The sequence below is a fragment of the Streptomyces sp. NPDC014870 genome, from assembly GCF_043081505.1.
Lineage (GTDB): Bacteria > Actinomycetota > Actinomycetes > Streptomycetales > Streptomycetaceae > Streptomyces.
In genome coordinates, this window is sequence record NZ_JBIBWQ010000006.1 from 229,003 (window position 1) to 250,337 (window position 21,335).

At 71.7% G+C, this 21,335-nt stretch carries 18 protein-coding genes and 2 pseudogenes; 10 read left to right on the forward strand and 10 right to left on the reverse strand.

Annotated elements, in window-relative coordinates; genetic code table 11:
* The first annotated feature begins 171 nt into the window (after positions 1-171).
* Positions 172-369, forward strand: a complete 198-nt coding sequence (locus ACF09C_RS19015; protein ID WP_392092607.1) for a helix-turn-helix transcriptional regulator — start codon at positions 172-174, stop codon at positions 367-369.
* Positions 370-469: 100 nt separating this feature from the next.
* Here the strand turns inward: ACF09C_RS19015 and ACF09C_RS19020 are convergent, their stop codons facing one another.
* A complete protein-coding gene (locus ACF09C_RS19020) occupies positions 470-2,806 on the reverse strand; it encodes an MMPL family transporter (RefSeq protein WP_392092609.1) in 2,337 nt (778 codons plus the stop codon).
* Positions 2,807-2,969: 163 nt separating this feature from the next.
* On the opposite strand from ACF09C_RS19020, the gene ACF09C_RS19025 reads away from it, so the two are divergent.
* On the forward strand, positions 2,970-3,629 hold the full coding sequence (locus tag ACF09C_RS19025; protein ID WP_392092610.1) for a TetR/AcrR family transcriptional regulator: 660 nt from the start codon (positions 2,970-2,972) through the stop codon (positions 3,627-3,629).
* Here the strand turns inward: ACF09C_RS19025 and ACF09C_RS19030 are convergent.
* Positions 3,607-4,821 carry a cation:proton antiporter gene (locus ACF09C_RS19030; protein ID WP_392092612.1) on the reverse strand — a complete coding sequence of 405 codons (1,215 nt, stop codon included), beginning with the start codon at positions 4,819-4,821 and terminating at the stop codon, positions 3,607-3,609. The two genes, ACF09C_RS19025 and ACF09C_RS19030, sit on opposite strands and share 23 nt — an antisense overlap.
* A gap of 137 nt (positions 4,822-4,958) precedes the next feature.
* Here ACF09C_RS19030 and ACF09C_RS19035 point away from each other — a divergent pair, with 137 nt between their 5' ends.
* Both ACF09C_RS19035 and ACF09C_RS19040 read left to right on the forward strand, forming a co-directional pair.
* Complete coding sequence (locus ACF09C_RS19035) at positions 4,959-5,192, forward strand: cation transporter (protein WP_362424088.1); 234 nt, start codon at positions 4,959-4,961, stop codon at positions 5,190-5,192.
* A 173-nt stretch (positions 5,193-5,365) separates the two neighbouring features.
* The gene (locus tag ACF09C_RS19040; protein WP_392092614.1) at positions 5,366-7,603 is read left to right on the forward strand and encodes a heavy metal translocating P-type ATPase; all 2,238 of its coding nucleotides are present in this window, start codon (positions 5,366-5,368) and stop codon (positions 7,601-7,603) included.
* A gap of 386 nt (positions 7,604-7,989) precedes the next feature.
* Here ACF09C_RS19040 and ACF09C_RS19045 read toward each other — a convergent pair whose 3' ends face one another.
* The 4 genes from ACF09C_RS19045 to ACF09C_RS19060 all read right to left on the reverse strand — a co-directional run bounded on the left by ACF09C_RS19045 (position 7,990) and on the right by ACF09C_RS19060 (position 12,320).
* A complete protein-coding gene (locus ACF09C_RS19045; protein ID WP_392092616.1) occupies positions 7,990-9,279 on the reverse strand; it encodes a citrate synthase in 1,290 nt (429 codons plus the stop codon).
* Between the two features lie 213 nt (positions 9,280-9,492).
* Positions 9,493-11,718 (reverse strand): ATP-dependent RecD-like DNA helicase, encoded by a 2,226-nt coding sequence (locus ACF09C_RS19050; RefSeq protein WP_392092618.1) that lies wholly within the window; start codon positions 11,716-11,718, stop codon positions 9,493-9,495.
* A gap of 69 nt (positions 11,719-11,787) precedes the next feature.
* Positions 11,788-12,063, reverse strand: coding sequence for a hypothetical protein (locus ACF09C_RS19055; protein WP_392092620.1), 276 nt, complete (start codon positions 12,061-12,063; stop codon positions 11,788-11,790).
* Positions 12,060-12,320: a hypothetical protein gene (locus tag ACF09C_RS19060; RefSeq protein ID WP_392092621.1), complete on the reverse strand. Its 261-nt coding sequence runs from the start codon at positions 12,318-12,320 to the stop codon at positions 12,060-12,062. The genes ACF09C_RS19055 and ACF09C_RS19060 overlap by 4 nt, the downstream gene beginning before the upstream one ends.
* A 118-nt stretch (positions 12,321-12,438) precedes the next feature.
* Here ACF09C_RS19060 and ACF09C_RS19065 point away from each other — a divergent pair, with 118 nt between their 5' ends.
* The 3 genes from ACF09C_RS19065 (at position 12,439) to ACF09C_RS19075 (ending at position 14,285) form a co-directional block, all read left to right on the forward strand.
* Positions 12,439-13,260: a Scr1 family TA system antitoxin-like transcriptional regulator gene (locus tag ACF09C_RS19065; RefSeq protein ID WP_392092623.1), complete on the forward strand. Its 822-nt coding sequence runs from the start codon at positions 12,439-12,441 to the stop codon at positions 13,258-13,260.
* Positions 13,250-13,459: a DUF397 domain-containing protein gene (locus ACF09C_RS19070; protein ID WP_392092624.1), complete on the forward strand. Its 210-nt coding sequence runs from the start codon at positions 13,250-13,252 to the stop codon at positions 13,457-13,459. Before ACF09C_RS19065 ends, ACF09C_RS19070 begins: the two co-directional genes overlap by 11 nt.
* Positions 13,460-13,799: 340 nt before the next feature.
* Positions 13,800-14,285, forward strand: a complete 486-nt coding sequence (locus tag ACF09C_RS19075; RefSeq protein WP_392092625.1) for a DUF937 domain-containing protein — start codon at positions 13,800-13,802, stop codon at positions 14,283-14,285.
* A 40-nt stretch (positions 14,286-14,325) separates the two neighbouring features.
* Here the strand turns inward: ACF09C_RS19075 and ACF09C_RS19080 are convergent, their stop codons facing one another.
* Genes ACF09C_RS19080 through ACF09C_RS19090 form a run of 3 tightly spaced genes read right to left on the reverse strand, consistent with a single transcriptional unit; the run spans position 14,326 to position 17,434 of the window.
* Positions 14,326-15,105, reverse strand: a complete 780-nt coding sequence (locus tag ACF09C_RS19080) for a sugar phosphate isomerase/epimerase family protein (RefSeq protein ID WP_392092627.1) — start codon at positions 15,103-15,105, stop codon at positions 14,326-14,328.
* Positions 15,106-15,134: 29 nt separating this feature from the next.
* The gene (locus ACF09C_RS19085) at positions 15,135-16,286 is read right to left on the reverse strand and encodes a dihydrodipicolinate synthase family protein (protein ID WP_392092629.1); all 1,152 of its coding nucleotides are present in this window, start codon (positions 16,284-16,286) and stop codon (positions 15,135-15,137) included.
* Entirely contained in the window at positions 16,283-17,434 is a 1,152-nt protein-coding gene (locus tag ACF09C_RS19090; protein ID WP_392092631.1) for a Gfo/Idh/MocA family protein, read from the reverse strand. The genes ACF09C_RS19085 and ACF09C_RS19090 overlap by 4 nt, the downstream gene beginning before the upstream one ends.
* A 165-nt stretch (positions 17,435-17,599) precedes the next feature.
* On the opposite strand from ACF09C_RS19090, the gene ACF09C_RS19095 reads away from it, so the two are divergent.
* Both ACF09C_RS19095 and ACF09C_RS19100 read left to right on the forward strand, forming a co-directional pair.
* Positions 17,600-18,646, forward strand: a complete 1,047-nt coding sequence (locus ACF09C_RS19095; RefSeq protein ID WP_392092633.1) for a LacI family DNA-binding transcriptional regulator — start codon at positions 17,600-17,602, stop codon at positions 18,644-18,646.
* 143 nt (positions 18,647-18,789) lie between these two features.
* Positions 18,790-19,254: a Uma2 family endonuclease gene (locus ACF09C_RS19100; RefSeq protein ID WP_392092992.1), complete on the forward strand. Its 465-nt coding sequence runs from the start codon at positions 18,790-18,792 to the stop codon at positions 19,252-19,254.
* Here the strand turns inward: ACF09C_RS19100 and ACF09C_RS19105 are convergent.
* A pseudogene (locus ACF09C_RS19105) lies at positions 19,240-20,157 on the reverse strand (EamA family transporter); the annotation flags it as partial. The gene ACF09C_RS19100 and the pseudogene ACF09C_RS19105 overlap by 15 nt on opposite strands.
* 112 nt (positions 20,158-20,269) lie before the next feature.
* On the opposite strand from ACF09C_RS19105, the pseudogene ACF09C_RS19110 reads away from it, so the two are divergent.
* A pseudogene (locus ACF09C_RS19110) lies at positions 20,270-21,185 on the forward strand (LysR family transcriptional regulator).
* The last annotated feature ends 150 nt before the right edge of the window (positions 21,186-21,335 follow it).

The window sequence follows — 21,335 nt, forward strand, 5'->3', positions numbered from 1 at the left end:
TATCTCCATTACGCGGGCTTTACGTCACAGCCGCTCGACAGCCGCTCCCCTCCCGTTGGAAGGGGTCGTTGCAAGGGGCACAGGCTGGGTGATCGCCAGCGTCCGCCCCCGCAGCTCCCCCGAACGGCACCCCCGCCGCGCCGCTGCGAGGCGGGTAGGGAGGTGCCGCACATGACGGACAGAAGGCTCTGGTCGTACAAGGACATCGCCGCGCACATCAAGGTGCAGCCGGACACCGTCCGCTCCTACCGGAAGCACGGCCTGCTGCCGCCGCCCGACCACGTCGAGTCGGGCAAGCCCTACTGGTACGCGGACACGATCCACTCCTGGGTCGCCAACCGCCCCGGCAACCGCAACCGCCGCGACTGACCCGCCCCGCCACCCGGCCCGCCCGCCCGCCCGCCGCACGGTCCCACCGACACCTGGCGTGTCGGCGGGACCGGCCCTGCGGGACGGCGCGAACTCGGGGTCAGCCTCCGACCGGCTCCCTCTCCCGTTCGGGTGTCGGGGTGGAGGGCGGTGTCTTCGGGGTGTCGCTCTCGCTTATGCCGAAGCGGGCGTGGAAGCGGCGCAGCGGGGGCGGGGACCACCAGGTCAGGCGGCCGGTCAGTTTCATGACCGCGGGGACGAGCAGGCTGCGGACCACCATCGCGTCCATCAGGACGGCGAGCGCGACGCCGAGGCCCAGCATCTTGGTGTTGGTCACCCGGGAGGTGCCGATGGCCACCATGACGACGGCGAGGATCACGGCGGCCGCGGTGATGAGGCCGCCGGTGCGGCTCAGCCCGAAGCGGACCGCGTGGTCGTGGTCGCCCGTCGCGTCGTACTCCTCCTTGATCCGGGAGAGCAGGAACACGCCGTAGTCCATGGAGAGTCCGAAGGCGACGCAGAACATCAGCACCGGCAGGTTCGTCTCGATGTCGCCGGTCGGTGTGAAGCCGAGCAGCCCCGACAGATGGCCGTCCTGGAAGACCCAGACCACCGCGCCGAACATCGCCGTGAGGCTGAGGGCGTTGAGGACGACGGCCTGGATCGGGATCACCACGCTGCCGGTCAGCAGGAAGACCAGGACCAGGGTGACGACCACGATGATCGCCAGCGCCCAGGGCAGCCGGTCGCCGATGGCGTCCTTGGAGTCGACGAGGACGGCGGCCTGGCCGGTCACCGAGGTGTCGAACGGGGCCGGTGCGGCGCGCAGTTCGCCCACCACCCGCTGGGCGGTCTCGCCGACGCCCTCACCCTCGGGCACCACCGTGAAGTAGGCGTGGGTCGTGGCCCCGCCGCCCGTGCCGGCGGTCACGGGTCCGTCCACCCGCATGATCCCGTCGAGCGCCTGGATCCGCTCGCGGTACCCGGCGTAGGCCTCCGGAGTGGCGGCGCCCTCGGCGAGGACGGTGAGCCCGCCGCCGGGGTTGCCGGGGAAGCCCGCGCGCAGTTCGTCCTGGACCACCCGGGACTCGGCGGTGGTGGGCAGCTGGCGGTCGTCGACGGTGCCGAAGTTCACGCCCAGGAAGGGCAGTCCGAGGAGGATCAGACCGGTCGCCGTCGCCACGGCGAACACCGGCGCCCGCCGCATCACCAGCGCCGCCGTGCGCGCCCAGCCCGCCCCCGCCTCGGCGGCCTCGGCCTTGGGGCCGGTCTCGGCCTCGGGGCCGGTCGTGCCGCGGCGGCGGAACAGGCGGCGCAGGTCGAGCGCGTTGACCCGGTCGCCGAGCAGCAGCAGCGCGGCCGGCAGCAGGGTCAACGCGGCCGCCGCGGCGAGCAGCACGACGGCGATGCCCGCGTAGGCGAAGGAGCGCAGGAAGTACTGCGGGAAGACGAGCATCGCGGCGAGCGAGACGGCCACGGTGAGCGCCGAGAAGAGGACCGTCCGGCCTGCGGTGCGCAGCGTGGTGCCGATCGCGGTCAGGGGGTCGGCCCCGGTCCCGAGCTCCTCGCGGAAGCGGCGGACCACGAACAGGGCGTAGTCGATGGCGAGTCCGAGCCCCAGAGCGGTGGTGAGGTTCTGGGCGAAGACGGAGACGTCGGTGAACTCGGTGAGACCGCGCAGCACCGCGTTCGTCCCCAGGATGGCCACGATGCCGATCCCCAGCGGCAGCAGGGCGGCGACCGCGCTGCCGAAGACCATGACGAGCAGGACGAGCGTCACGGGCAGGGCGATCAGCTCGGCCCGCAGCAGGTCCTCCTGGATCACCGTCTCCATCTCGCGCTGCACGGCCAGCGACCCGCCGACGGAGACCTCGACCGACCCGTGCGTCCCCCGGTACTCCGGGGCGATCCGCTTCAGGATCTCCCCGGCCGCCTTCTCGTCGCCCTCCACGCGGGCGGCGATCACGGCCTGCCGGCCGTCCTCGGAGCGCAGGGCCGGGGCCCCGGTCCCCCAGTAGGAGCCGATGCCGCTCACCCCCTGCTCGGCGTCGAGCCGCTCGGCGAGCCGCCGGGCCTCGGCGGCCACGGCCGGATCGTCGACCCGGCGCTCCCCCGCGTCGACGAGCAGCAGCAGGTTGGGCTGGGAGGCGGGGAACTCCCGCTCCAGGACCCGCGTCGCGTACGTGGATTCGGCGTCCGGGTCCTCCCAGCCGCCGCTGCCCATCCGGTCGGCGACGCCGCCGCCCGCGAGCACGGCCAGTGCGGTGATCACGAGCGCGACCAGCAGGGACAGGCGCGGCCTGGCCGTCACGAACCGGGTCCACCCCCCGGCGGGTGAACCACCCCCCGGTCCGCCCGGTGGACCACCCGGCGCACCGCCCGGTGAACCACCCGGCGGGCCGCCCTGGGCGGTCGCTGCGTTCTTGACTTCGGCCATGACGCGGTGTCCCCTTCACCTGACCCATGCGCTCCGTTCCCCGGCAGGCCGCATGGGTCGACCATTGCCATAAACTGGCAAACACGAGCGACCGCTCGCGTTTCTCAAGAATGCGAGCGACCACTCGCGTTTGTCAATCGCGTCGAGGAGGCTGTGGACAGCCATGTCCGAGGAACCCAAGCCGCGCCGCCGCCAGGCGCGCGGCGAGCGCCGCATCGCGCAGCTGCTCCAGGCCGCCGCGAACGTCTTCTGCACCAGCGGCTACACCGCGGCCAGCACCAATGCCATCGCCCGCGAGGCGCACGTCTCGCCGGGCACGCTCTACCAGTACTTCCCGAACAAGGAGGCCATCGCGATCGAGCTGGGCGACCGCCTCATGCACGAGATGCGGGAGGCCCACGGCCAGGCCTTCTCCGCGGAGAACCTCGCGCTGCCGCTGCCCGAGATGCTCGACGCGGTCGTCGACCCGATGATCGAGTTCAACTGCCAGAACCCGGCCTTCCTCGCCCTGATGCACGGCTCCGACGTCCCCGGCCGGATCGCCGAGGAGCACGACGCCCTGCACGTCTCGCTGCTCGCCCGCATCCGGGACCTGCTGGGGGTCTACATCCCCGACATGCCGCAGGCCGAGCGCGCCCTGGTCGCCGACATGACCTTCGCCGTGTTCAAGGGCGGCCTCGCCCTGGTTCTCGCCGCGCCCGAGGGTCCGGAGCGGGACGCCACCTCCGCCGAGCTGAAGCGGGTGCTCTTCCGCTACCTGGACCCGATCGTCGGCTCCGCCCTCGCCCCCCGGCAGGCCCTCACCACGACTCCGACCCCCTGATCGCCTCCTTCGGCAGCGCCTTCTCGCCGGCGCCCGCCCGGATCTTCAGGGCGACGAGCGGGAAGACCAGGACCGAGACCATGCCGGCCCCCACCAGCGCCGCGGCCTCGCCCTCCGACAGCGCCTTGTCGTCCACGCCGATGGTGGTGATCGCGACGACGAGCGGCAGCGCGGTGGACTCGTAGAGCACCAGCGCGCCGCGCTCCTTGCGGGTCAGGTCGTCGGGGGCCAGGAACCAGACGGGGCCGCCGCGCACCAGGAGGAAGAGCAGCAGGAAGAGCGGCAGCAGGAGCAGCGTCCGACCGCCGTCGAGGAGCGAGGCCAGGTCGAACTCGATACCGGTGACGACGAAGAAGACCGGCACCAGGAAGCCGAAGCCGACCGCCTCCACCTTCTCCAGGATCGCGGGACCCGCCTCCGGCGCGGCCCCGGCCAGGACGAGCCGGGTGATCATTCCGGCCGCGAACGCGCCGAGCAGCACGTCGAGCCCGAGCGCCTGCGAGGCGCCCAGCATCAGCGCGAGCAGCAGGAAGACGAAGCGGACCGCGAACTGGGCGCTGCTGTGCAGGGTCTTGCGGACGACCGACGAGAACCACGGCGGACTCGGCCGCAGCGCCCAGAAGACGGCTCCCGCCGTGAGGGCCGCGAAGACGGCGAGGAGCGCCGTCGACTCGGCCGCGCCGCGGCCGCTCAGGAGCAGCGCCATCGCGATGATCGGCCCGAACTCCCCCACCGCGCCGAACGCCATCACCACCGAGCCGAACCGGCCCTGCAGATCCCCCGCGTCCCGCAGCACCGGCAGCACCGTGCCGAGCGCGGTGCTGGTGAGCGCGACGCCGATGAAGACGCCGTTGTGGAACCCGTCGCCGAGGAGCCAGCCGGCCCCGAGGCCGAGCGCCAGGGCGATCAGCCACGCCCACACCGAGCGGGTGAGCGTGTCGCCCCGCACCTTCCCGAACTCGATCTCGTACCCCGCGAGGAAGATCAGCATCGCGAGGCCGAGCTCCGAGAGTCCGTCGATGAGCGCGTCCGTGTGCGCCCAGCCGAGGACGTCGGGGCCGATGAGGATGCCGAGCAGGATCTCGAAGATGACGAGTGGGACGGGCAGCCTGCGGCCCACCGCATAGGCGAGGAGCGGCGCCAGGACGGCGATCGACATGATCAGGATCAGAGTGGTCCCCGAATGCGACATATCGGGGTATCTACCATAGGGTCACCCACCCGCACGGGGCGCGACCGGCGCCCGACTGGAAGTCATACCCCCTAGGGGTATAAACTGTGGTTCTGTACGAGTCCGCACCAGCACGACCTCTCGAAGAGGAGACCGTCATGACCGCCGAGACGACGACCGAACTCACCACCGTGTACCAGGTCAAGGGGATGACCTGCGGGCACTGCGAGGGCGCGGTCTCCAGCGAGATCTCCGAGATCGCCGGTGTCTCCTCCGTCAAGGCCGTGGCCTCCACCGGCCAGGTCACCGTGGTCTCCGCGGCCGCCCTCGACGTCGAGGCCGTCCGCGCCGCCGTCGACGAGGCCGGCTACGAGCTGGTCGACCAGGCCTGAGGCCGGACGGCCCCTGGCCCCGCACCAGGCCTGAGGCCGGACGGCCCTCGGCCCGGCGCCACGCCTGAGGCCGGGACGACCCCGGCCCCACACCTGGCCGGGACCGGCTCACGCACCACCCGGGCAGGGCCGTACCGTTACGCGTACGGCCCTGCTCCCCTTTGGATCCGCACATGACTCCGAGCCCCGCGCCCGCCACGCAGACGACCGAGCATGTCACCGAGCTCGTCATCGGCGGGATGACCTGCGCCTCCTGCGCCGCCCGCGTCGAGAAGAAGCTCAACCGGATGGAAGGCGTCACGGCCACCGTCAACTACGCGACGGAGAAGGCGCGGATCGCACACACTCCGGAGACGGCGGTCGCCGACCTGATCGCGACGGTCGTCAAGACCGGCTACACCGCCGAGGAACCCGCGCCGCCGGACCCGGACCCCGAGCCGTCGGACACCCCGACGGAGGACCCCGAACTCACCGCGCTGCGGCACCGGCTGACCGTCTCGGCCGTACTGTCCGCCCCGGTCGTCCTGCTCGCCATGGTCCCGGCCCTCCAGTTCGACAACTGGCAGTGGCTCTCCCTCACCCTCGCCTCGCCGGTCGTCGTCTGGGGCGGGCTGCCGTTCCACCGCGCCGCCTGGACCAATCTGCGGCACGGCGCCGCGACCATGGACACCCTCGTCTCCGTCGGCACACTGGCCGCCTTCGGCTGGTCCCTGTGGGCCCTGTTCCTCGGAGACGCGGGCATGCCCGGCATGCGCCACGGCTTCGACCTCACCGTCGACCGCGCCGCCGCCGGCACCTCGGCCATCTACCTGGAGGTCGCGGCCGGGGTCACCACCTTCATCCTCCTCGGCCGGTATCTGGAGGCCCGCGCCAAGCGGAAGGCCGGCTCGGCGCTGCGCGCCCTGATGCGGCTCGGCGCCAAGGACGTGGCGGTCCTCAGGGGAGGTACGGAGGTACGGGTCCCGGTGGCCGAGCTGCGGGCCGGGGACCGCTTCGTCGTCCGCCCCGGCGAGAAGATCGCCACCGACGGGACGGTGGTCGAGGGCGCCTCCGCCGTGGACGCCTCGCTGCTCACGGGCGAGTCCGTACCGGCCGACGTGACCGCCGGCGACCCGGTCACCGGCGGCTGCCTCAACACCTCGGGACGTCTCGTCGTCGAGGCGACCCGGGTCGGCGCCGACACCCAGCTGGCCCGGATGGCCAAGCTGGTCGAGGACGCCCAGAACGGCAAGGCCGAGGTCCAGCGGCTCGCCGACCGGATCTCCGCCGTCTTCGTGCCCGTCGTCCTCTACATCGCCCTCGCCACCTTGCTGACCTGGCTGTTCGTGGTCGAGGACACCACCGGCGCGTTCACCGCCGCCGTCGCCGTACTGATCATCGCCTGCCCCTGCGCGCTCGGCCTCGCCACGCCGACCGCGCTCATGGTCGGCACCGGGCGTGGTGCGCAGCTCGGCATCCTGATCAAGGGCCCCGAGGTCCTGGAGTCCACCCGGCGCGTCGACACGGTCGTCCTCGACAAGACCGGCACGGTCACGACGGGCCGGATGCGGCTGACGAAGGTGTACGCGTACGAGGGCGTGGACGAGGCCGAGCTGCTGCGCCTCGCGGGCGCCCTTGAGCACGCCTCCGAGCACCCGGTGGCCCGGGCGGTCGCGGCGGGCGCCGCCGAGAAGCTCGGCGAGCTTCCCGTGCCGACCTCGTTCGCGAACGTGCCCGGGCTCGGGGTGCGCGGCAGCGTCGACGGGCACGCCGTCCTGGTGGGCCGCCAGGCGCTCCTGGAGGCCGAGGGCGTCGAGGGCGTTTCGGAGGTGACCGAGCCGGGGGCCGTCCTGGTCGCCTGGGACGGACGGGCGCGCGGGGAGCTGACGGTCGCCGACGCCGTGAAGGAGACCAGCGCGGAGGCGGTCACGCGGCTGCGCGCCCTGGGCCTGACGCCGGTGCTGCTGACCGGGGACGGGCGGACGGTGGCCGAGACGGTGGCGGCCGAGGTCGGCATCGACGCGGACCGGGTCTTCGCCGAGGTCCTGCCGGAGGAGAAGGTCGAGGTGGTCCGCCGCCTCCAGGCGGAGGGCCGGACGGTCGCGATGGTCGGGGACGGCGTGAACGACGCCGCCGCGCTGGCCACCGCCGATCTGGGCCTGGCGATGGGCACCGGGACGGACGCCGCGATCGAGGCGAGCGATCTGACGCTGGTCCGTGGGGACCTACGGGTGGCGGCGGACGCCATCCGGCTCGCCCGCCGGACCCTGGCCACGATCAAGGGAAACCTGGGATGGGCCTTCGGTTACAACGTGGCGACGCTCCCGCTGGCCGCTCTCGGCCTGCTGAACCCGATGATCGCCGGATTGGCCATGGCCTTTTCGTCCGTCTTTGTCGTGACAAACAGCCTGCGACTTCGGCGCTTCACGTGAATTCACCTACACGTGACGCACAGGACCTTCACAAAGAGACCTAGATCACAGATATTTGGGGGTAACCATTCGGGCCGTTCGCGAGTCTAAGTGGGCGATGCCAAGAACGTCTTGGGGGACGTTCATGGGATGTCTTGGGGGACGTCCCAGGCAGCAGCGTTGGCCGGGGCACGTGCACCGGGGAGCTTTGAGCGGCCCTCCCGTACGTACGTACCCCGGCAGACCGCCGCAGACCCGCGTAGCTTCTGCTGAACCCGGCAGACGCCCGGCCCGGATCCCGTGGGGGGAATCCGCACCGGGGATATGGAAAGCGCCCCGCTCGTCGACCCGTGGGGGGATCGACAGCGGGGCGCTTTTCGTTCGTCGCCTCGTGACGAGGTCAGGCGTCAGCGGCCCTCGACCGGGACGAAGTCGCGCAGGACCTCGCCGGTGTAGATCTGGCGCGGGCGGCCGATGCGGGAGCCCGGCTCCTTGATCATCTCGTGCCACTGGGCGATCCAGCCCGGAAGGCGGCCGAGCGCGAAGAGCACGGTGAACATCTCGGTCGGGAAGCCCATCGCGCGGTAGATGAGGCCCGTGTAGAAGTCCACGTTCGGGTAGAGGTTGCGCGAGACGAAGTAGTCGTCGGAGAGCGCGTGCTCCTCCAGCTTGAGCGCGATGTCCAGCAGCTCGTCGGACTTGCCGAGCGCGGAGAGGACGTCGTGCGCCGCCGCCTTGATGATCTTGGCGCGCGGGTCGAAGGACTTGTACACCCGGTGGCCGAAGCCCATCAGGCGGACGCCGTCCTCCTTGTTCTTCACCTTGTTGATGAAGGAGTCGACGTCGCCGCCGTTGGCCTTGATGCCCTCGAGCATCTCCAGGACCGACTGGTTGGCGCCACCGTGCAGCGGGCCCCACAGGGCCGAGATGCCGGCGGAGATCGAGGCGAACATGTTCGCCTGGCTCGAACCGACCAGACGGACCGTGGAGGTCGAACAGTTCTGCTCGTGGTCCGCGTGCAGGATCAGCAGCTTGTCGAGCGCCGAGACCACGACCGGGTCGAGCTCGTACTCCTGGGCCGGGACCGAGAAGGTCATGCGCAGGAAGTTCTCGACGTACCCGAGGTCGTTGCGCGGGTAGACGAAGGGGTGGCCGATCGACTTCTTGTAGGCGTACGCCGCGATCGTCGGCAGCTTGGCGAGCAGCCGGATCGTCGAGAGGTGACGCTGCGTCTCGTCGAACGGGTTGTGGCTGTCCTGGTAGAAGGTGGACAGCGCGGAGACCACCGAGGAGAGCATCGCCATCGGGTGGGCATCACGCGGGAAGCCCTGGAAGAAGCGCTTGACGTCCTCGTGCAGCAGCGTGTGCTGGGTGATCTCGTTCTGGAAGGACGCCAGCTCGTCGACCTTGGGAAGCTCACCGTTGATCAGCAGGGAGGCCACCTCGAGGAAGGTGGACTGCTCCGCCAGCTGCTCGATGGGGTAGCCGCGGTACCGCAGAATGCCCTGCTCGCCATCGAGGTAGGTGATGGCGGATTTATAGGCGGCGGTGTTGCCGTATCCGCTGTCCAGGGTGACCAGACCGGTCTGGGCTCGGAGCTTCCCGATGTCGAAGCCCTTGTCACCGACGGTGCTCTCGACCACCGGGTAGGTGTATTCACCGTCCGCGTACCGCAGTACTACAGAGTTGTCGCTCACGTCATCCCTCACCGACGTAGTGCCTCTTCTTCGAGGTGCCCTGACTGTCTCTACCATCCCCCATTTGGCTCAGGAGAGTGCACTCGGGGTCGACCATTGGGCCAATTGGCGGCACTCAGTGCCGTCAACCTGCTCATCTTGCCCCCTTCGCCCCGTTCGGGGAAGTCCGGGGTGGTCTTTCACACCGTCGCCACCCGGCCGCCGCACGGCCGCTCACCTGGCTGCCGAGAGCCGGTGGGCCAGTGCGGTGAAGCGTCTGCCTGCGGAAACCGTGCGTACGGCCTGGGCGATCGCCTTGCGCGAACCGACCAGGACGACGAGCTTCCGCGCCCGGGTGACGGCCGTGTACAGCAGGTTCCGCTGGAGCATCATCCACGCGCTGGTGGTGACGGGGATCACGACCGCCGGGTACTCGCTGCCCTGGGAGCGGTGGATCGTGACGGCGTAGGCATGGGCCAGTTCGTCCAGCTCGTCGAAGTCGTACGGCACCTCCTCGTCCTCGTCCGTGCGGACGGTCAGTCGCTGTTCGACGGTGTCGAGCGAGGTCACGACGCCGACCGTGCCGTTGAAGACGCCGTTCTCGCCCTTCTCGTAGTTGTTGCGGATCTGGGTGACCTTGTCGCCGACGCGGAAGACCCGGCCGCCGAACCGCTTCTCGGGGACGTCGGGGCGGGCGGGTGTGACGGCCCGCTGAAGCAGCCCGTTGAGCGCGCCCGCGCCGGCCGGGCCCCGGTGCATGGGCGCGAGGACCTGCACGTCCCGGCGCGGATCGAGGCCGAACTTGGCGGGAAGTCGCCGGGCCGCGACCTCGACGGTGACCCGGGCGGCGTCCTCGGTCTCGTCCTCCACGAAGAGGAAGAAGTCCGGCAGCCCGGTGGTGACGGGCGCCTGCCCGGCGTTGATGCGGTGGGCGTTGGTGACCACCCCTGACTGCTGGGCCTGGCGGAAGATCCGGGTCAGCCGGACGGCCGGCACCGGGCTCTCGGGCGCCAGCAGGTCGCCCAGCACCTCGCCCGCGCCGACCGAGGGCAGCTGGTCCACGTCCCCGACGAGGAGGAGGTGGGCACCGGGTGCCACCGCCTTGACCAGCTTGTTGGCGAGGAGCAGGTCGAGCATGGACGCCTCGTCGACGACGACCAGGTCGGCGTCGAGCGGCCGGTCCCGGTCGTAGGCCGCGTCCCCGCCGGGCTTCAGCTCCAGGAGGCGGTGGACGGTCGACGCCTCGGCGCCGGTCAGCTCGGCGAGGCGCTTGGCGGCCCGGCCGGTGGGCGCGGCGAGCACGACCTTGGCCCGCTTGGCCCGGGCCAGCTCCACGATCGAGCGGACCGTGAACGACTTGCCGCACCCCGGGCCGCCGGTGAGCACGGCGACCTTACGGGTCAGGGCGAGCCGCACCGCCTCCTCCTGCTCGGGCGCGAGGGAGGCCCCGGTGCGGTCGGCGAGCCAGGCGAGCGCCTTGTCCCAGGCGACGTCCTGGAAGCCGGGCATGCGGTCCTCCTCGGCACGCAGCAGCCGGCGGACCTGTCCGGCGAGGGACAGCTCGGCGCGGTGGAACGGCACCAGGTACACGGCCGTGACGGGCTCGCCCTCGGGCCCCGGCACCGACTCCCGTACGACCCCTTCCGGATCCGCGGCGAGGTCGGCGAGGCACTCGATGACGAGGCCGGTGTCGACCTGGAGCAGCTTCACCGCGTCCGCGATGAGCCGCTCCTCGGGCAGGAAGCAGTGGCCCTGGTCGCTGGACTGCGACAGGGCGTGCTGCAGTCCGGCCCTGACCCGGTCGGGGCTGTCGTGCGGGATGCCGACGGCCTGGGCGATCCGGTCGGCGGTGAGGAAGCCGATGCCCCAGACGTCGGCGGCGAGCCGGTAGGGCTGGTTGCGGACGACGGAGATCGAGGCGTCCGCGTACTTCTTGTAGATGCGCACGGCGATGGAGGTGGAGACGCCGACGCCCTGGAGGAAGACCATGACCTCCTTGATGGCCTTCTGCTCCTCCCACGCGGCCGTGATGTTCCTCGTCCGCTTGGGCCCGAGGCCCGGCACCTCGATCAGGCGCGCGGGCTCCGCCTCCAGGATGTCGAGGGTGTCCAGGCCGAAGTGCCGGGTGATGCGGTCGGCGAAGACGGGACCGATGCCCTTGACGAGCCCGGAGCCGAGATAGCGGCGGATGCCCTGGATGGTGGCGGGCAGCACCGTCGTGTAGTTCTCGCACGTGAACTGTCTGCCGTACTGCGGATGGGAGCCCCAACGCCCCTCCATCCGCAGCGACTCCCCCGGCTGGGCCCCGAGCAGCGCCCCGACGACCGTGAGGAGATCGCCGCCACCGCGCCCGGTGTCGACGCGGGCGACCGTGTACCCGCTCTCCTCGTTGGCGTACGTGATCCGCTCCAGCACCCCTTCGACCACCGCGTGACCGTGACCCCGACCCTCGTTGGACATGGACCGAAGGTAGCGAAGGGCACGGACATCGCGTGCGGGTGGGCGGGGCGACAGCCCTGCGCACCCTCATCACCCTCCGAGACGGGCCCCTCGGCTCTCCGCGACCCGCTTGATGTCCCGCAGCGACTCGGCGAGCCGGAGGGCGAGATAGCGCAACTCGCCGCCGCTCGCCCGCCGCTCGGCGAGCAGCTCGTCGGCGTGGCCCAACAGGTCGCCCGCCATACCGAGCTGGACGCTCTCGATGCCGTCCGCGAGCCGCGACAGGTAACCGTCCCCGTCGCCGACCAAGTAGCACGGCTTGCCCTCCTCCCCCGTCCAGGGCAGCAACCGCGCCTCGCCGGTCACGCGGCCACCTCCACGCCGGGGCGGATCTCCGGCCCGTGCGCGGCGATCAGCAGCACGCGCCGCCGCTTCTGCCGCTTCTCGTGCGCCAGCAGGTACGGGCGGACGAGCGGACTGTCCTCACCACGCAACGGCCGCTCACCGGACCCGTGGCGGGTCGGCCCACCGATGTAGGGACAGGAGTACGGGTGGACGTACGTCCCCGGGTCGGCGGTCCGGCGCCGGATCCGGCTGACGAGCCGGGAGAGGAAGTCCTTCACCTTGAGTCCTCTTTCGTCGCGTTGTGTGTCGAACTCCTCACAGAGTGGGGTCGGGCATGGCTACGCTTCCAGTACCGGAGGCTTGACAGCACACCCGTCAGGTTGGGGAGTTGGTCGCATGGAGCAGCGCCGTAAGCCGCGTACACCGCGTGAGAAGTACGGGGAGGAGTTGAGGCTGCGGCGGGTAGCGGCCGGCCTCACGCAGGAGGCACTTGGCGATCTGGTCGTCTGCTCGCCCACGCTGATCAGTCACTTCGAGGCGGGCAGAAGACTCCCCAAGCCCGACGACGCGCGACGGGTGGACCGGGCGCTCGGGACGGACGGGTTCTTCGCGCGATGGCTGGAGGACTTGGGGTCGAAGTACGAGGAGTATTTCGCCTCCGTGGCCGAGTTGGAGCAACAGGCCACCGTGATCCAACAGTTCGCGCTCGCGCTGGTACCGGGAGTGCTCCAGACGCCTGAGTACGCGCACGCCTTGTTCCGGGCGTACCGGCCGAACCACACCGCAGCTGAACTTGACGAGGCCGTTGTCATCCGAACAAGGCGTTCCCGCCTGCTCGACGGGGAGCTGAAGCCAGCCATCTGGACACTTCTGGACGAAGCGGTACTTCGGCGCAGGGTCGGTGGACGCCGAGTCATGGCGGAACAGCTCGTCAAGATCGCAGACTTGGCCGAGGCCGGACGGATCCGGCTGCATGTGCTGCCGAACAGCGCCGGGGCGCACGCGCTCATGGAGAGCTTGCTGACTCTCATGAGCTTCCAGGACTCCGCCCCGGTTGCCTACGTGGAAGGATTCCTGACCGGCAACCTGATGGATGATCCGGCGCTAGTGGTCGCCAGCCACACGGCCTACGCTCTTGCACTGAGCGACGCGTTGTCGCAGCAGGAGTCACTGGCCCTCGTCAGGTCGGCAGCAGAGGAACACGTACATGGTCAGTAGCGAGCACACCGTCTCCGACTCGTCCGTCCTGTTCGGGTGGTTCAAGTCCAGTTACAGCGGCGGCAGCCAGGGTGAATGCCTTGAGGTCGCCCGTGGCCACGTCGGCGTGCCCGTCCGGGACAGCAAGAACCCCACCGGCCCCGCCCTGGTCTTCTCGGCCTCCTCATGGGCGACGTTCGTCGCGGGGCTCAACGACTGACCGGTCTCCGTCGGCTTCTGAGCCGCGGGCCGCCCTCTCTCCGAGTGTGGCCACGCGGGGTCTCCGTCGCGCCTGGGCCGAGTTCGGCGCCTGCGGCCCGGTAGGCGGACAAGCGGCAGTCGAATGGGGCGGTGACGGCGGCACGCAGCGTGTGATGGGGGTGTGGCCTGGCCACCACGGGAGTCACGGAAGCGGATCTGACCACCCACACCATGCGTTGCGCGGTCGCCGTGGTCCTGGCAGCCCCGCCCGGACAGCCCCGAAGGCGTGTGTGCGGGCCCGCTCCGGCGGGCGGGGCTTCGACGTGCCGAGCCGACCGAGGAACCGTAGCGTTTCCGGCATGAGTGATGAATCGTTCCAGGACGACGTGCTGCACGAGCTGGGCGACGACCGGCTCCAGGAGATCGCCACGCTGCTCGGCACGGACGCGGCCGGGGCGCAGGAGCTCGTGGGCGACTCGGTCTCCGCGCTCGACGGAGAGCTGCGGCAGGCGGCGTCCGAGCCCGCCAGCGCGGACGAGGTACGGCAGGCCTTCGAGGAGGTGGCCTCCGCCGAGCCGCCGCTCCAGGGCGTGGCGGGCTTCGGCGGCCTGGTGGGCGGCGGCCTGATGGCCGGGGTGCTCGGCAAGCTCGCGAAGCCCGCGGCCACCGTGGTCGCCAAGCGGACGGGCATCCCGGCGGCGACGGTCTCCCGCGCGATCGAGCTGCTGGTCCCCGTGGTCCTCGCCGTGATCACCAAGCGCGCGGCGAGCAGGAAGACGGGCGCGGGCGGCGGGGCGGGCGGCGCCGGCGGCCTGGGCGACATCCTGAGCGGCCCGAGGAGGTAGCCCGCGGCGGCCCCCGCCCGGGCCCACGCGCCCCGGAAGGTCAGCCCACCTCTCGTACGAAGTCGGCCACCGTCTCCTCCAGCACCTCCACCCCGTCCCCGGCCCACAGCTCGTCGTTGAAGAGCTCCACCTCGATCGGGCCCGTGTACCCGGCCGCCTCGACGAGGGTGCGCCACCGCCGGAGGTCGATCGCACCGGCGCCGAGACGGCCACGGCCGGTGAGGACGCCGGCCGGCAAGGGGGTGGTCCAGTCGGCCAGTTGGAAGGCGTGGACGCGGCCCGCCGCGCCCGCGCGGGCGACCGCCGCCGGGGCCCGGTCGTCCCACCAGACGTGGTAGGTGTCGACGACCACGCCCACCTGCGAGGCGGGGAAGCGCTCGGCGATCTCCAGGGCCTGGTCCAGGGTGGAGACCGCGCAGCGGTCCGCCGCGTACATCGGGTGGAGGGGCTCGATCGCGAGCCGGACGCCCCGCTCCCCCGCGTACGGGGCGAGTTCGGCGATCGCGTCCGTGATCCGGGCGCGGGCCGCCGCCAGGTCGCGGCTGCCCGGGGCGAGGCCGCCCGAGACCAGGACCAGGGTGTCCGTGCCGAGGGCCGCCGCCTCGTCGATCGCGGCGCGGTTGTCGTCCAGCGAGTCCGCCGTCGTGAAGAAGCCGCCCCTGCAGAGCGAGGTGACCGTCAGGCCCGCGTCGCGCACGAGCTTCGCCGCCGCCTCCAGGCCGTACTCCGCGACCGGCTCCCGCCACAGGCCGACGCCCGGGACACCGAGCCGCACGCAGTGCTCCACCAGCTCCGGCAGGGACAGTTGCCTCACGGTCATCTGGTTGATGCTGAAACGCGAAAGCAGGCTCACCGCTCGACTCCGTACACCGCCAGAAGGGACCTCATCCGCGCCTCCGCGCGCTGCGGATCGGGGAACAGACCGAGCCCGTCGGCCAGTTCGTACGCCCGGGCCAGGTGCGACAGCGAGCGCGCCGACTGCAGGCCGCCGACCATCGTGAAGTGGTCCTGGTGGCCCGCGAGCCAGGCCAGGAACACGACTCCCGTCTTGTAGAAGCGGGTCGGCGCCTCGAAGAGGTGCCGGGACAGCTCCACGGTCGGGTCGAGCAGCTCCCGGAACCCCTTCGCGTCGCCCGTGTCCAGGATCCGCACGGCCTCCGCCGCCAGGGGGCCCAGCGGGTCGAAGATGCCGAGCAGGGCGTGGCTGAAGCCCTGGTCGTCGCCCGCGATCAGCTCGGGGTAGTGGAAGTCGTCGCCCGTGTAGCAGCGCACGCCCTGCGGGAGGCGGCGGCGCAGCTCGACCTCGCGCCGGGCGTCGAGGAGGGAGACCTTGATGCCGTCGACCTTGTCCGGGTGGGCCGCGATGACCTCCAGGAAGGTGTCGGTCGCCGTGTCGAGGTCGGCCGAGCCCCAGTACCCGCCGAGCGCCGGGTCGAACATCGGGCCGAGCCAGTGCAGGATCACCGGCTCGCCCGCCTGGCGCAGGAGGTGGGTGTACGTGTCCAGGTACTCCTCCGGGCCCCGGGCCGCGGCCGCGAGCGCGCGCGAGGCCATGAGGATCGGCTGGGCGCCCGCGTCCTCGACGAGGGCGAGCTGCTCCTCGTACGCCGCGCGGATCGTCACCAGGTCGGCGGTGCAGGTCAGTTGGTCCGTGCCCACACCGCAGGCGATCCGACCACCGACCGCCTTCGCCTCGGCCGCCGAGCGGCGGATCAGCTCGGCCGCGCCCGCCCAGTCGAGGCCCATCCCGCGCTGGGCGGTGTCCATGGCCTCCGCGACACCCAGGCCGTGCGACCAGAGGTGGCGGCGGAAGGCGAGCGTGGCGTCCCAGTCGACGGCGGCCGGCCCGTCGGGGGTGGTGTCGGCGTACGGGTCGGCGACGACATGGGCCGCGGAGAAGACCGTACGGGAGGTCAGGGCGCCGCGCCCGGGGGCCGGGGTGCGGGCGGGGCGCGGGTGGTACTCCCGCGTCCCGCCGGACGCGTCGGGCAGCCGGATCACAGGTGGACCTCCGGGACGTCGAGGCGGACGCCCTCGGCGGAGGAGCGCAGCCCCAGTTCGGCGAGCTGCACGCCGCGCGCGCCCGCGAGCAGGTCCCAGTGGTACGGCTCGTCGAGGACGACGTGGCGCAGGAACAGCTCCCACTGCGCCTTGAAGCCGTTGTCGAACGCGGCGTTGTCCGGGACCTCCTGCCACTGCTCGCGGAAGGGCTCGGTCGCCGGGATGTCCGGGTTCCAGACCGGCTTCGGGGTGGCCGAGCGGTGCTGGACGCGGCAGTTGCGCAGCCCGGCGACGGCGGAGCCGTGCGTGCCGTCCACCTGGAACTCCACCAGCTCGTCGCGGTTGACGCGGACCGTCCAGGAGGAGTTGATCTGGGCGACCGCGCCGCCCTCCAGCTGGAAGATGCCGTACGCGGCGTCGTCGGCGGTCGCGGCGTAGGGCTTGCCCTCCTCGTCCCAGCGCTCCGGTACGTGCGTGGCGACGTGCGCGGTGACGCTCGTGACCCGGCCGAAGAGCTCGTGGAGGACGTACTCCCAGTGCGGGAACATGTCGACGACGATGCCGCCGCCGTCCTCGGCGCGGTAGTTCCAGCTGGGGCGCTGCGCGTCCTGCCAGTCGCCCTCGAAGACCCAGTAGCCGAACTCGCCGCGCACGGAGAGGATCCGGCCGAAGAAGCCGCCGTCGATCAGGCGCTTCAGCTTGAGCAGGCCCGGCAGGAAGATCTTGTCCTGGACGACGCCGTGCTTGACGCCCTTCTCGGTGGCGAGCCGGGCCAGGTCGAGCGCGCCCGCGAGGTCACCGGCCGTGGGCTTCTCGGTGTAGACGTGTTTGCCGGCGGCGACGGCCTTGCGTATGGCCTCGACGCGGGCCGAGGTGACCTGGGCGTCGAAGTAGACCTCCACGGAGTCGTCGGCGAGGACGGCGTCCAGGTCGGTGGACCACTCGGTGAGCCCGTGCCGCTCGGCGAGCGCGCGCAGGGCGTGCTCGCGGCGGCCGACGAGGACGGGTTCCGGCCAGAGGGTCGTGCCGTCGCCGAGGTCGAGGCCGCCCTGCTCGCGCAGGGCGAGGATCGAGCGGACGAGGTGCTGGCGGTATCCCATGCGTCCGGTGACGCCGTTCATGGCGATACGGACCGTCCTGCGTGTCACGAAGGTGCCTCCATCACGTACACAAGCTCTAACAGAAAGCGCTTTCTACGAACGGAGACGCTAGCCTGCCGACAACACACCGGACAAGGGGTCCGCCGGACTCGCCTCGACGCCCCCGCCCCGGCTCCCGACCCGGCTCCCGCCCGTGCTTTCCGGAGGTACGCGATGACCGTCACGCTGTCGGATGTGGCCGCGCGTGCCCAGGTGTCCCCCGCCACCGTCTCCCGCGTCCTGAACGGCAACTACCCGGTCGCCGCCTCCACCCGGGAGCGGGTGCTGCGGGCGGTGGACGAGCTGGACTACGTCCTGAACGGGCCGGCGAGCTCGCTGGCCGCCGCCACCTCCGACCTGATCGGCATCCTCGTCAACGACATCGCCGACCCCTTCTTCGGGATCATGGCGGGCGCGGCGCAGAGCGCGATCGGCGAAGGGGCGCCGGGCCGGGCGGGTGGCGAGAAACTGGCCGTCGTCTGCAACACGGGCGGCTCCCCGGAGCGCGAGCTCACCTACCTCACGCTGCTCCAGCGGCAGCGCGCCGCCGCCGTGATCATGACGGGCGGGGCGCTGGAGGACCCGGACCACGTGGCGGCGGTGTCGACGAAGCTCGCGAAGCTGACGGACGCGGGGACCCGGATCGTGCTGTGCGGCCGGCCGCCGGTGGCGGGGGACGCGAGCGTGGCGGCGCTCACCTTCGACAACCGGGCGGGCGCGCGGCGGCTCACGGAGCACCTGCTCTCGCTGGGCCACCAGCGGATCGGGTACGTGGCGGGGCCCGCGGACCGGACGACGACCCGGCACCGCCTGGAGGGCCACCGGGACGCGCTGGCGGCGGCCGGGCTGCCCGAGGGGCCGGTGGTGCACGGCCCGTACGACCGCCGCTCCGGCTACGACGCGACGCTCGAACTCCTGCGCAGGGAGCCGGCGTTGACGGCGGTCCTCGCCGCCAACGACACGGTCGCGCTGGGCGCGTGCGCGGCGCTGCGGGACCGGGGTCTGCGGATACCGGAGGACGTCTCGGTGGCGGGCTTCGACGACCTGCCGTTCTCGATCGACGCGGTCCCGGCCCTGACGACCGTACGGCTCCCCCTCCACGAGGCGGGCGCCCGCGCGGGCCGCCTCGCGGTGGGCACGGAGGACCCCCCGCCGGGCGGCGTGACGACGATCCCGGCGGAACTCCTGGTCCGGGCGTCGACGGCCCGGCCGCGGGGGTGAGTGCCCGCTATCGTAGGAAGTAACGGCATACGGAGGACCGCATGACGACGATAGTGATGGACGTTCAGAGCGCCTGGGACGTACTGGACGGCGTCAACCTGCCTGGCGGCTACCGCGTGGAGATCACGGAGGGCAAGATCATCATGACGCCGCAGGGCGAGAGCCAGTCGGACATCCTTCTGGAAGCCGCGCCTCAGATCAAGAAGCAGCTCGCCGGGCACGGCAAGCTGCTCTCGGATGTCATGATCGATTTCCCGTCGCACCTCTACGGCTACGCACCGGATCTGGCCGTCGTCGCCCCCGGGTCCGAGCGCAACGCGCGCGGGCGGTTCGAGTGGCACAGCCTTGAGGCCGTCCTGGAGGTCGTCTCGAAGAGCACTCGGGACAACGACTTCACCAAGAAGCTCCGCATGTACGCCGAGTGCGGCATCCCGCTCTACGTGATCATCGACCCCTCCGACAGCACCTGCACGATCCACAGCCGCCCCACCCGCACCGGGACCTATGGCGAGCAGGAGCAGATCGCCTTCGGCGAGGACCTGGTCCTGCCGCTTCAGGGGCGCGAGATCGTCGTCACGACGGACGGGTTCCCGCGCGACGACCGCTGACGGACACGGGCGGCGGGGGCCGAGCCACCACCGCCGCTCCCCCGCCTCGCCCCCCCGCGACAGCGACGTCAGCGCCACTCCCCCCACCAGGAGCGCCGCCGCGCACCAGCGCAGTGGGGTGACGCTCTCGTCGAGGAACAGCGCCGCCGACGACATCCCGAAGACCGGGACGAGCAGCGAGAAGGGGGCCACCGAGGACGCCGGGTAGCGGCGCAGGAGCCATCCCCAGGCGCCGAAGCCGAAGACGGTGACGACCCAGGCGCAGTAGACGACGACGCCCACGCCGGTCCAGTCGAGGCCGCGCAGCGCTTGGAGGCCGCGCTCCGGACCCTCCAGGAGGAGGGAGAGGGCGAGCAGCGGCAGGACGGGCACGGTGCTGACCCAGACCATGAAGTTGAGCGCGTCGGGCGGGGCCGCCTTGCGGGTCAGGACGTTGGAGACGCCCCAGCAGGCCGCCGCCGCGACGCACAGCGCGAAGCCCACCAGGGGTCCTGACGCGCCCTCGTCGACCGCCGCGACACCGATGCCCGCGAGCGCGACGGCCATGCCCGCGATCTTCACCTTCCCCGGCCGCTCGCCGAGCGCGAGGAAGGCGAACAGCGCCGTGAAGACCGCCTGGATCTGCAGGATCAGCGAGGAGAGGCCCGCCGGCGCGCCGAGGTCCATGCCCGTGAAGAGCAGCCCGAACTTCGCGACGCCCAGGGCGAGTCCGACCCCCACGATCCACTTCCACGCGACCGTCGGACGGCCGACCAGGAACACGGCGGGCAGCGCGGCGACGAGGAAGCGGAGGGCGGAGAAGAGCAGCGGCGGGAAGTGGTCGAGGCCGATCTCGATGACGACGAAGTTGACTCCCCAGACGGCGGCGACGAGCTCGGCCAGGGCGACGTGGGCAGGGCGCATGGGAAGAGCGTCACCCATCGCGAACGTGTAGCACCAGCGCGTATCTCTTCATGATTGGATGAAGCAACGCTTCATCCAAGTCACCCCGAGAAGCCCCCAGGAGCGCCCGACCATGCTCGATCTCGGCCGCCTGCGCGCCCTCCACGCCGTCTCCGTCCACGGCTCCGTCGGCGCCGCGGCCGCCGCCCTCGGGTACACCCCGTCGGCCGTCTCCCAGCAGATCGCCAAGCTGGAGCGGGAGACCCGGACGACCCTGCTCGAACGCCGCGGCCGCGGCGTCAGGCTCACCGACGAGGCGTACCAACTGGCGGCCACGGCCGAGCGGTTGCTGTCGCTCGTCGAGGAGGCGGAGGTACGGCTCGAAGAGCGCCGCGGGCTGCCCGCGGGGCGGCTCTCCATCGGCTGCTTCGCGAGCGCCGCGCGTGGCCTGATGCCCCGGGTCCTCGCCGACCTGGCGGCCCGTCACCCCGCGCTCGACGCCCGCCTCACGGAGATCGACCCGCATCTCTCGATCGAGCTGGTCGGGCGGGGAGTGATCGACCTGGCCGTGGCCCACGACTGGGACATCTCCCCGATGCCGTCCCCGCCCGGACTCGACCAGGCGGTGATCGGCGACGACCTGTGCGACGTCCTCGTACCGCACGACCATCCGCTGGCGGCCCGGGCGTCGGTGCGGCGGGAGGAGCTGGCGGAGGAGCGGTGGATCACCCAGCCGCCGGGGTCGGTCTGCCACGACTGGCTGATGCAGACCCTGCGGTCGACCGGCCGCGAGCCGCACGTCGTCCACCAGGCGGAGGAGAACCACACCCAGGTCGCCCTGGTCGCGGCCGGCCTCGGGATCGCGCTCGTGCCGCGCCTCGGGCGCGGGGCGCTGCGCGCCCGAGGTGACCCCGGTCCGGCTCGACCCGGTGCCGAGGCGCCGGCTGCACGCCCTCTGGCGCACCGGCGCGGCCCGTCGCCCGGCGATCACCGAGACCGTCAGAACCCTCCAGGACCACTGGCCACAGGTGGCGTCGGCGACGACCTGAAGCGCCGATTCCTGCTCAGATCCTTGACCTGGCAGTTACTTTCGGGCTATCCGTGCTCCTTGGAAGTTTCCTTCACCAACGTCCCTCCCCATCCTGCACGGCCGGAAGGAGCATCAGTTGCACCACCGCGCCCACTCCCCCTCCCCCACC

Coding starts and splice junctions, on each gene's coding strand:
- ACF09C_RS19015 (WP_392092607.1), top strand. CDS start 172: ATGACGGACAGAAGGCTCTGGTCGTACAAGGACATCGCCGCGCACATC.
- ACF09C_RS19020 (WP_392092609.1), bottom strand. CDS start 2,806: ATGGCCGAAGTCAAGAACGCAGCGACCGCCCAGGGCGGCCCGCCGGGT.
- ACF09C_RS19025 (WP_392092610.1), top strand. CDS start 2,970: ATGTCCGAGGAACCCAAGCCGCGCCGCCGCCAGGCGCGCGGCGAGCGC.
- ACF09C_RS19030 (WP_392092612.1), bottom strand. CDS start 4,821: ATGTCGCATTCGGGGACCACTCTGATCCTGATCATGTCGATCGCCGTC.
- ACF09C_RS19035 (WP_362424088.1), top strand. CDS start 4,959: ATGACCGCCGAGACGACGACCGAACTCACCACCGTGTACCAGGTCAAG.
- ACF09C_RS19040 (WP_392092614.1), top strand. CDS start 5,366: ATGACTCCGAGCCCCGCGCCCGCCACGCAGACGACCGAGCATGTCACC.
- ACF09C_RS19050 (WP_392092618.1), bottom strand. CDS start 11,718: ATGTCCAACGAGGGTCGGGGTCACGGTCACGCGGTGGTCGAAGGGGTG.
- ACF09C_RS19065 (WP_392092623.1), top strand. CDS start 12,439: ATGGAGCAGCGCCGTAAGCCGCGTACACCGCGTGAGAAGTACGGGGAG.
- ACF09C_RS19070 (WP_392092624.1), top strand. CDS start 13,250: ATGGTCAGTAGCGAGCACACCGTCTCCGACTCGTCCGTCCTGTTCGGG.
- ACF09C_RS19075 (WP_392092625.1), top strand. CDS start 13,800: ATGAGTGATGAATCGTTCCAGGACGACGTGCTGCACGAGCTGGGCGAC.
- ACF09C_RS19080 (WP_392092627.1), bottom strand. CDS start 15,105: ATGACCGTGAGGCAACTGTCCCTGCCGGAGCTGGTGGAGCACTGCGTG.
- ACF09C_RS19095 (WP_392092633.1), top strand. CDS start 17,600: ATGACCGTCACGCTGTCGGATGTGGCCGCGCGTGCCCAGGTGTCCCCC.
- ACF09C_RS19100 (WP_392092992.1), top strand. CDS start 18,790: ATGACGCCGCAGGGCGAGAGCCAGTCGGACATCCTTCTGGAAGCCGCG.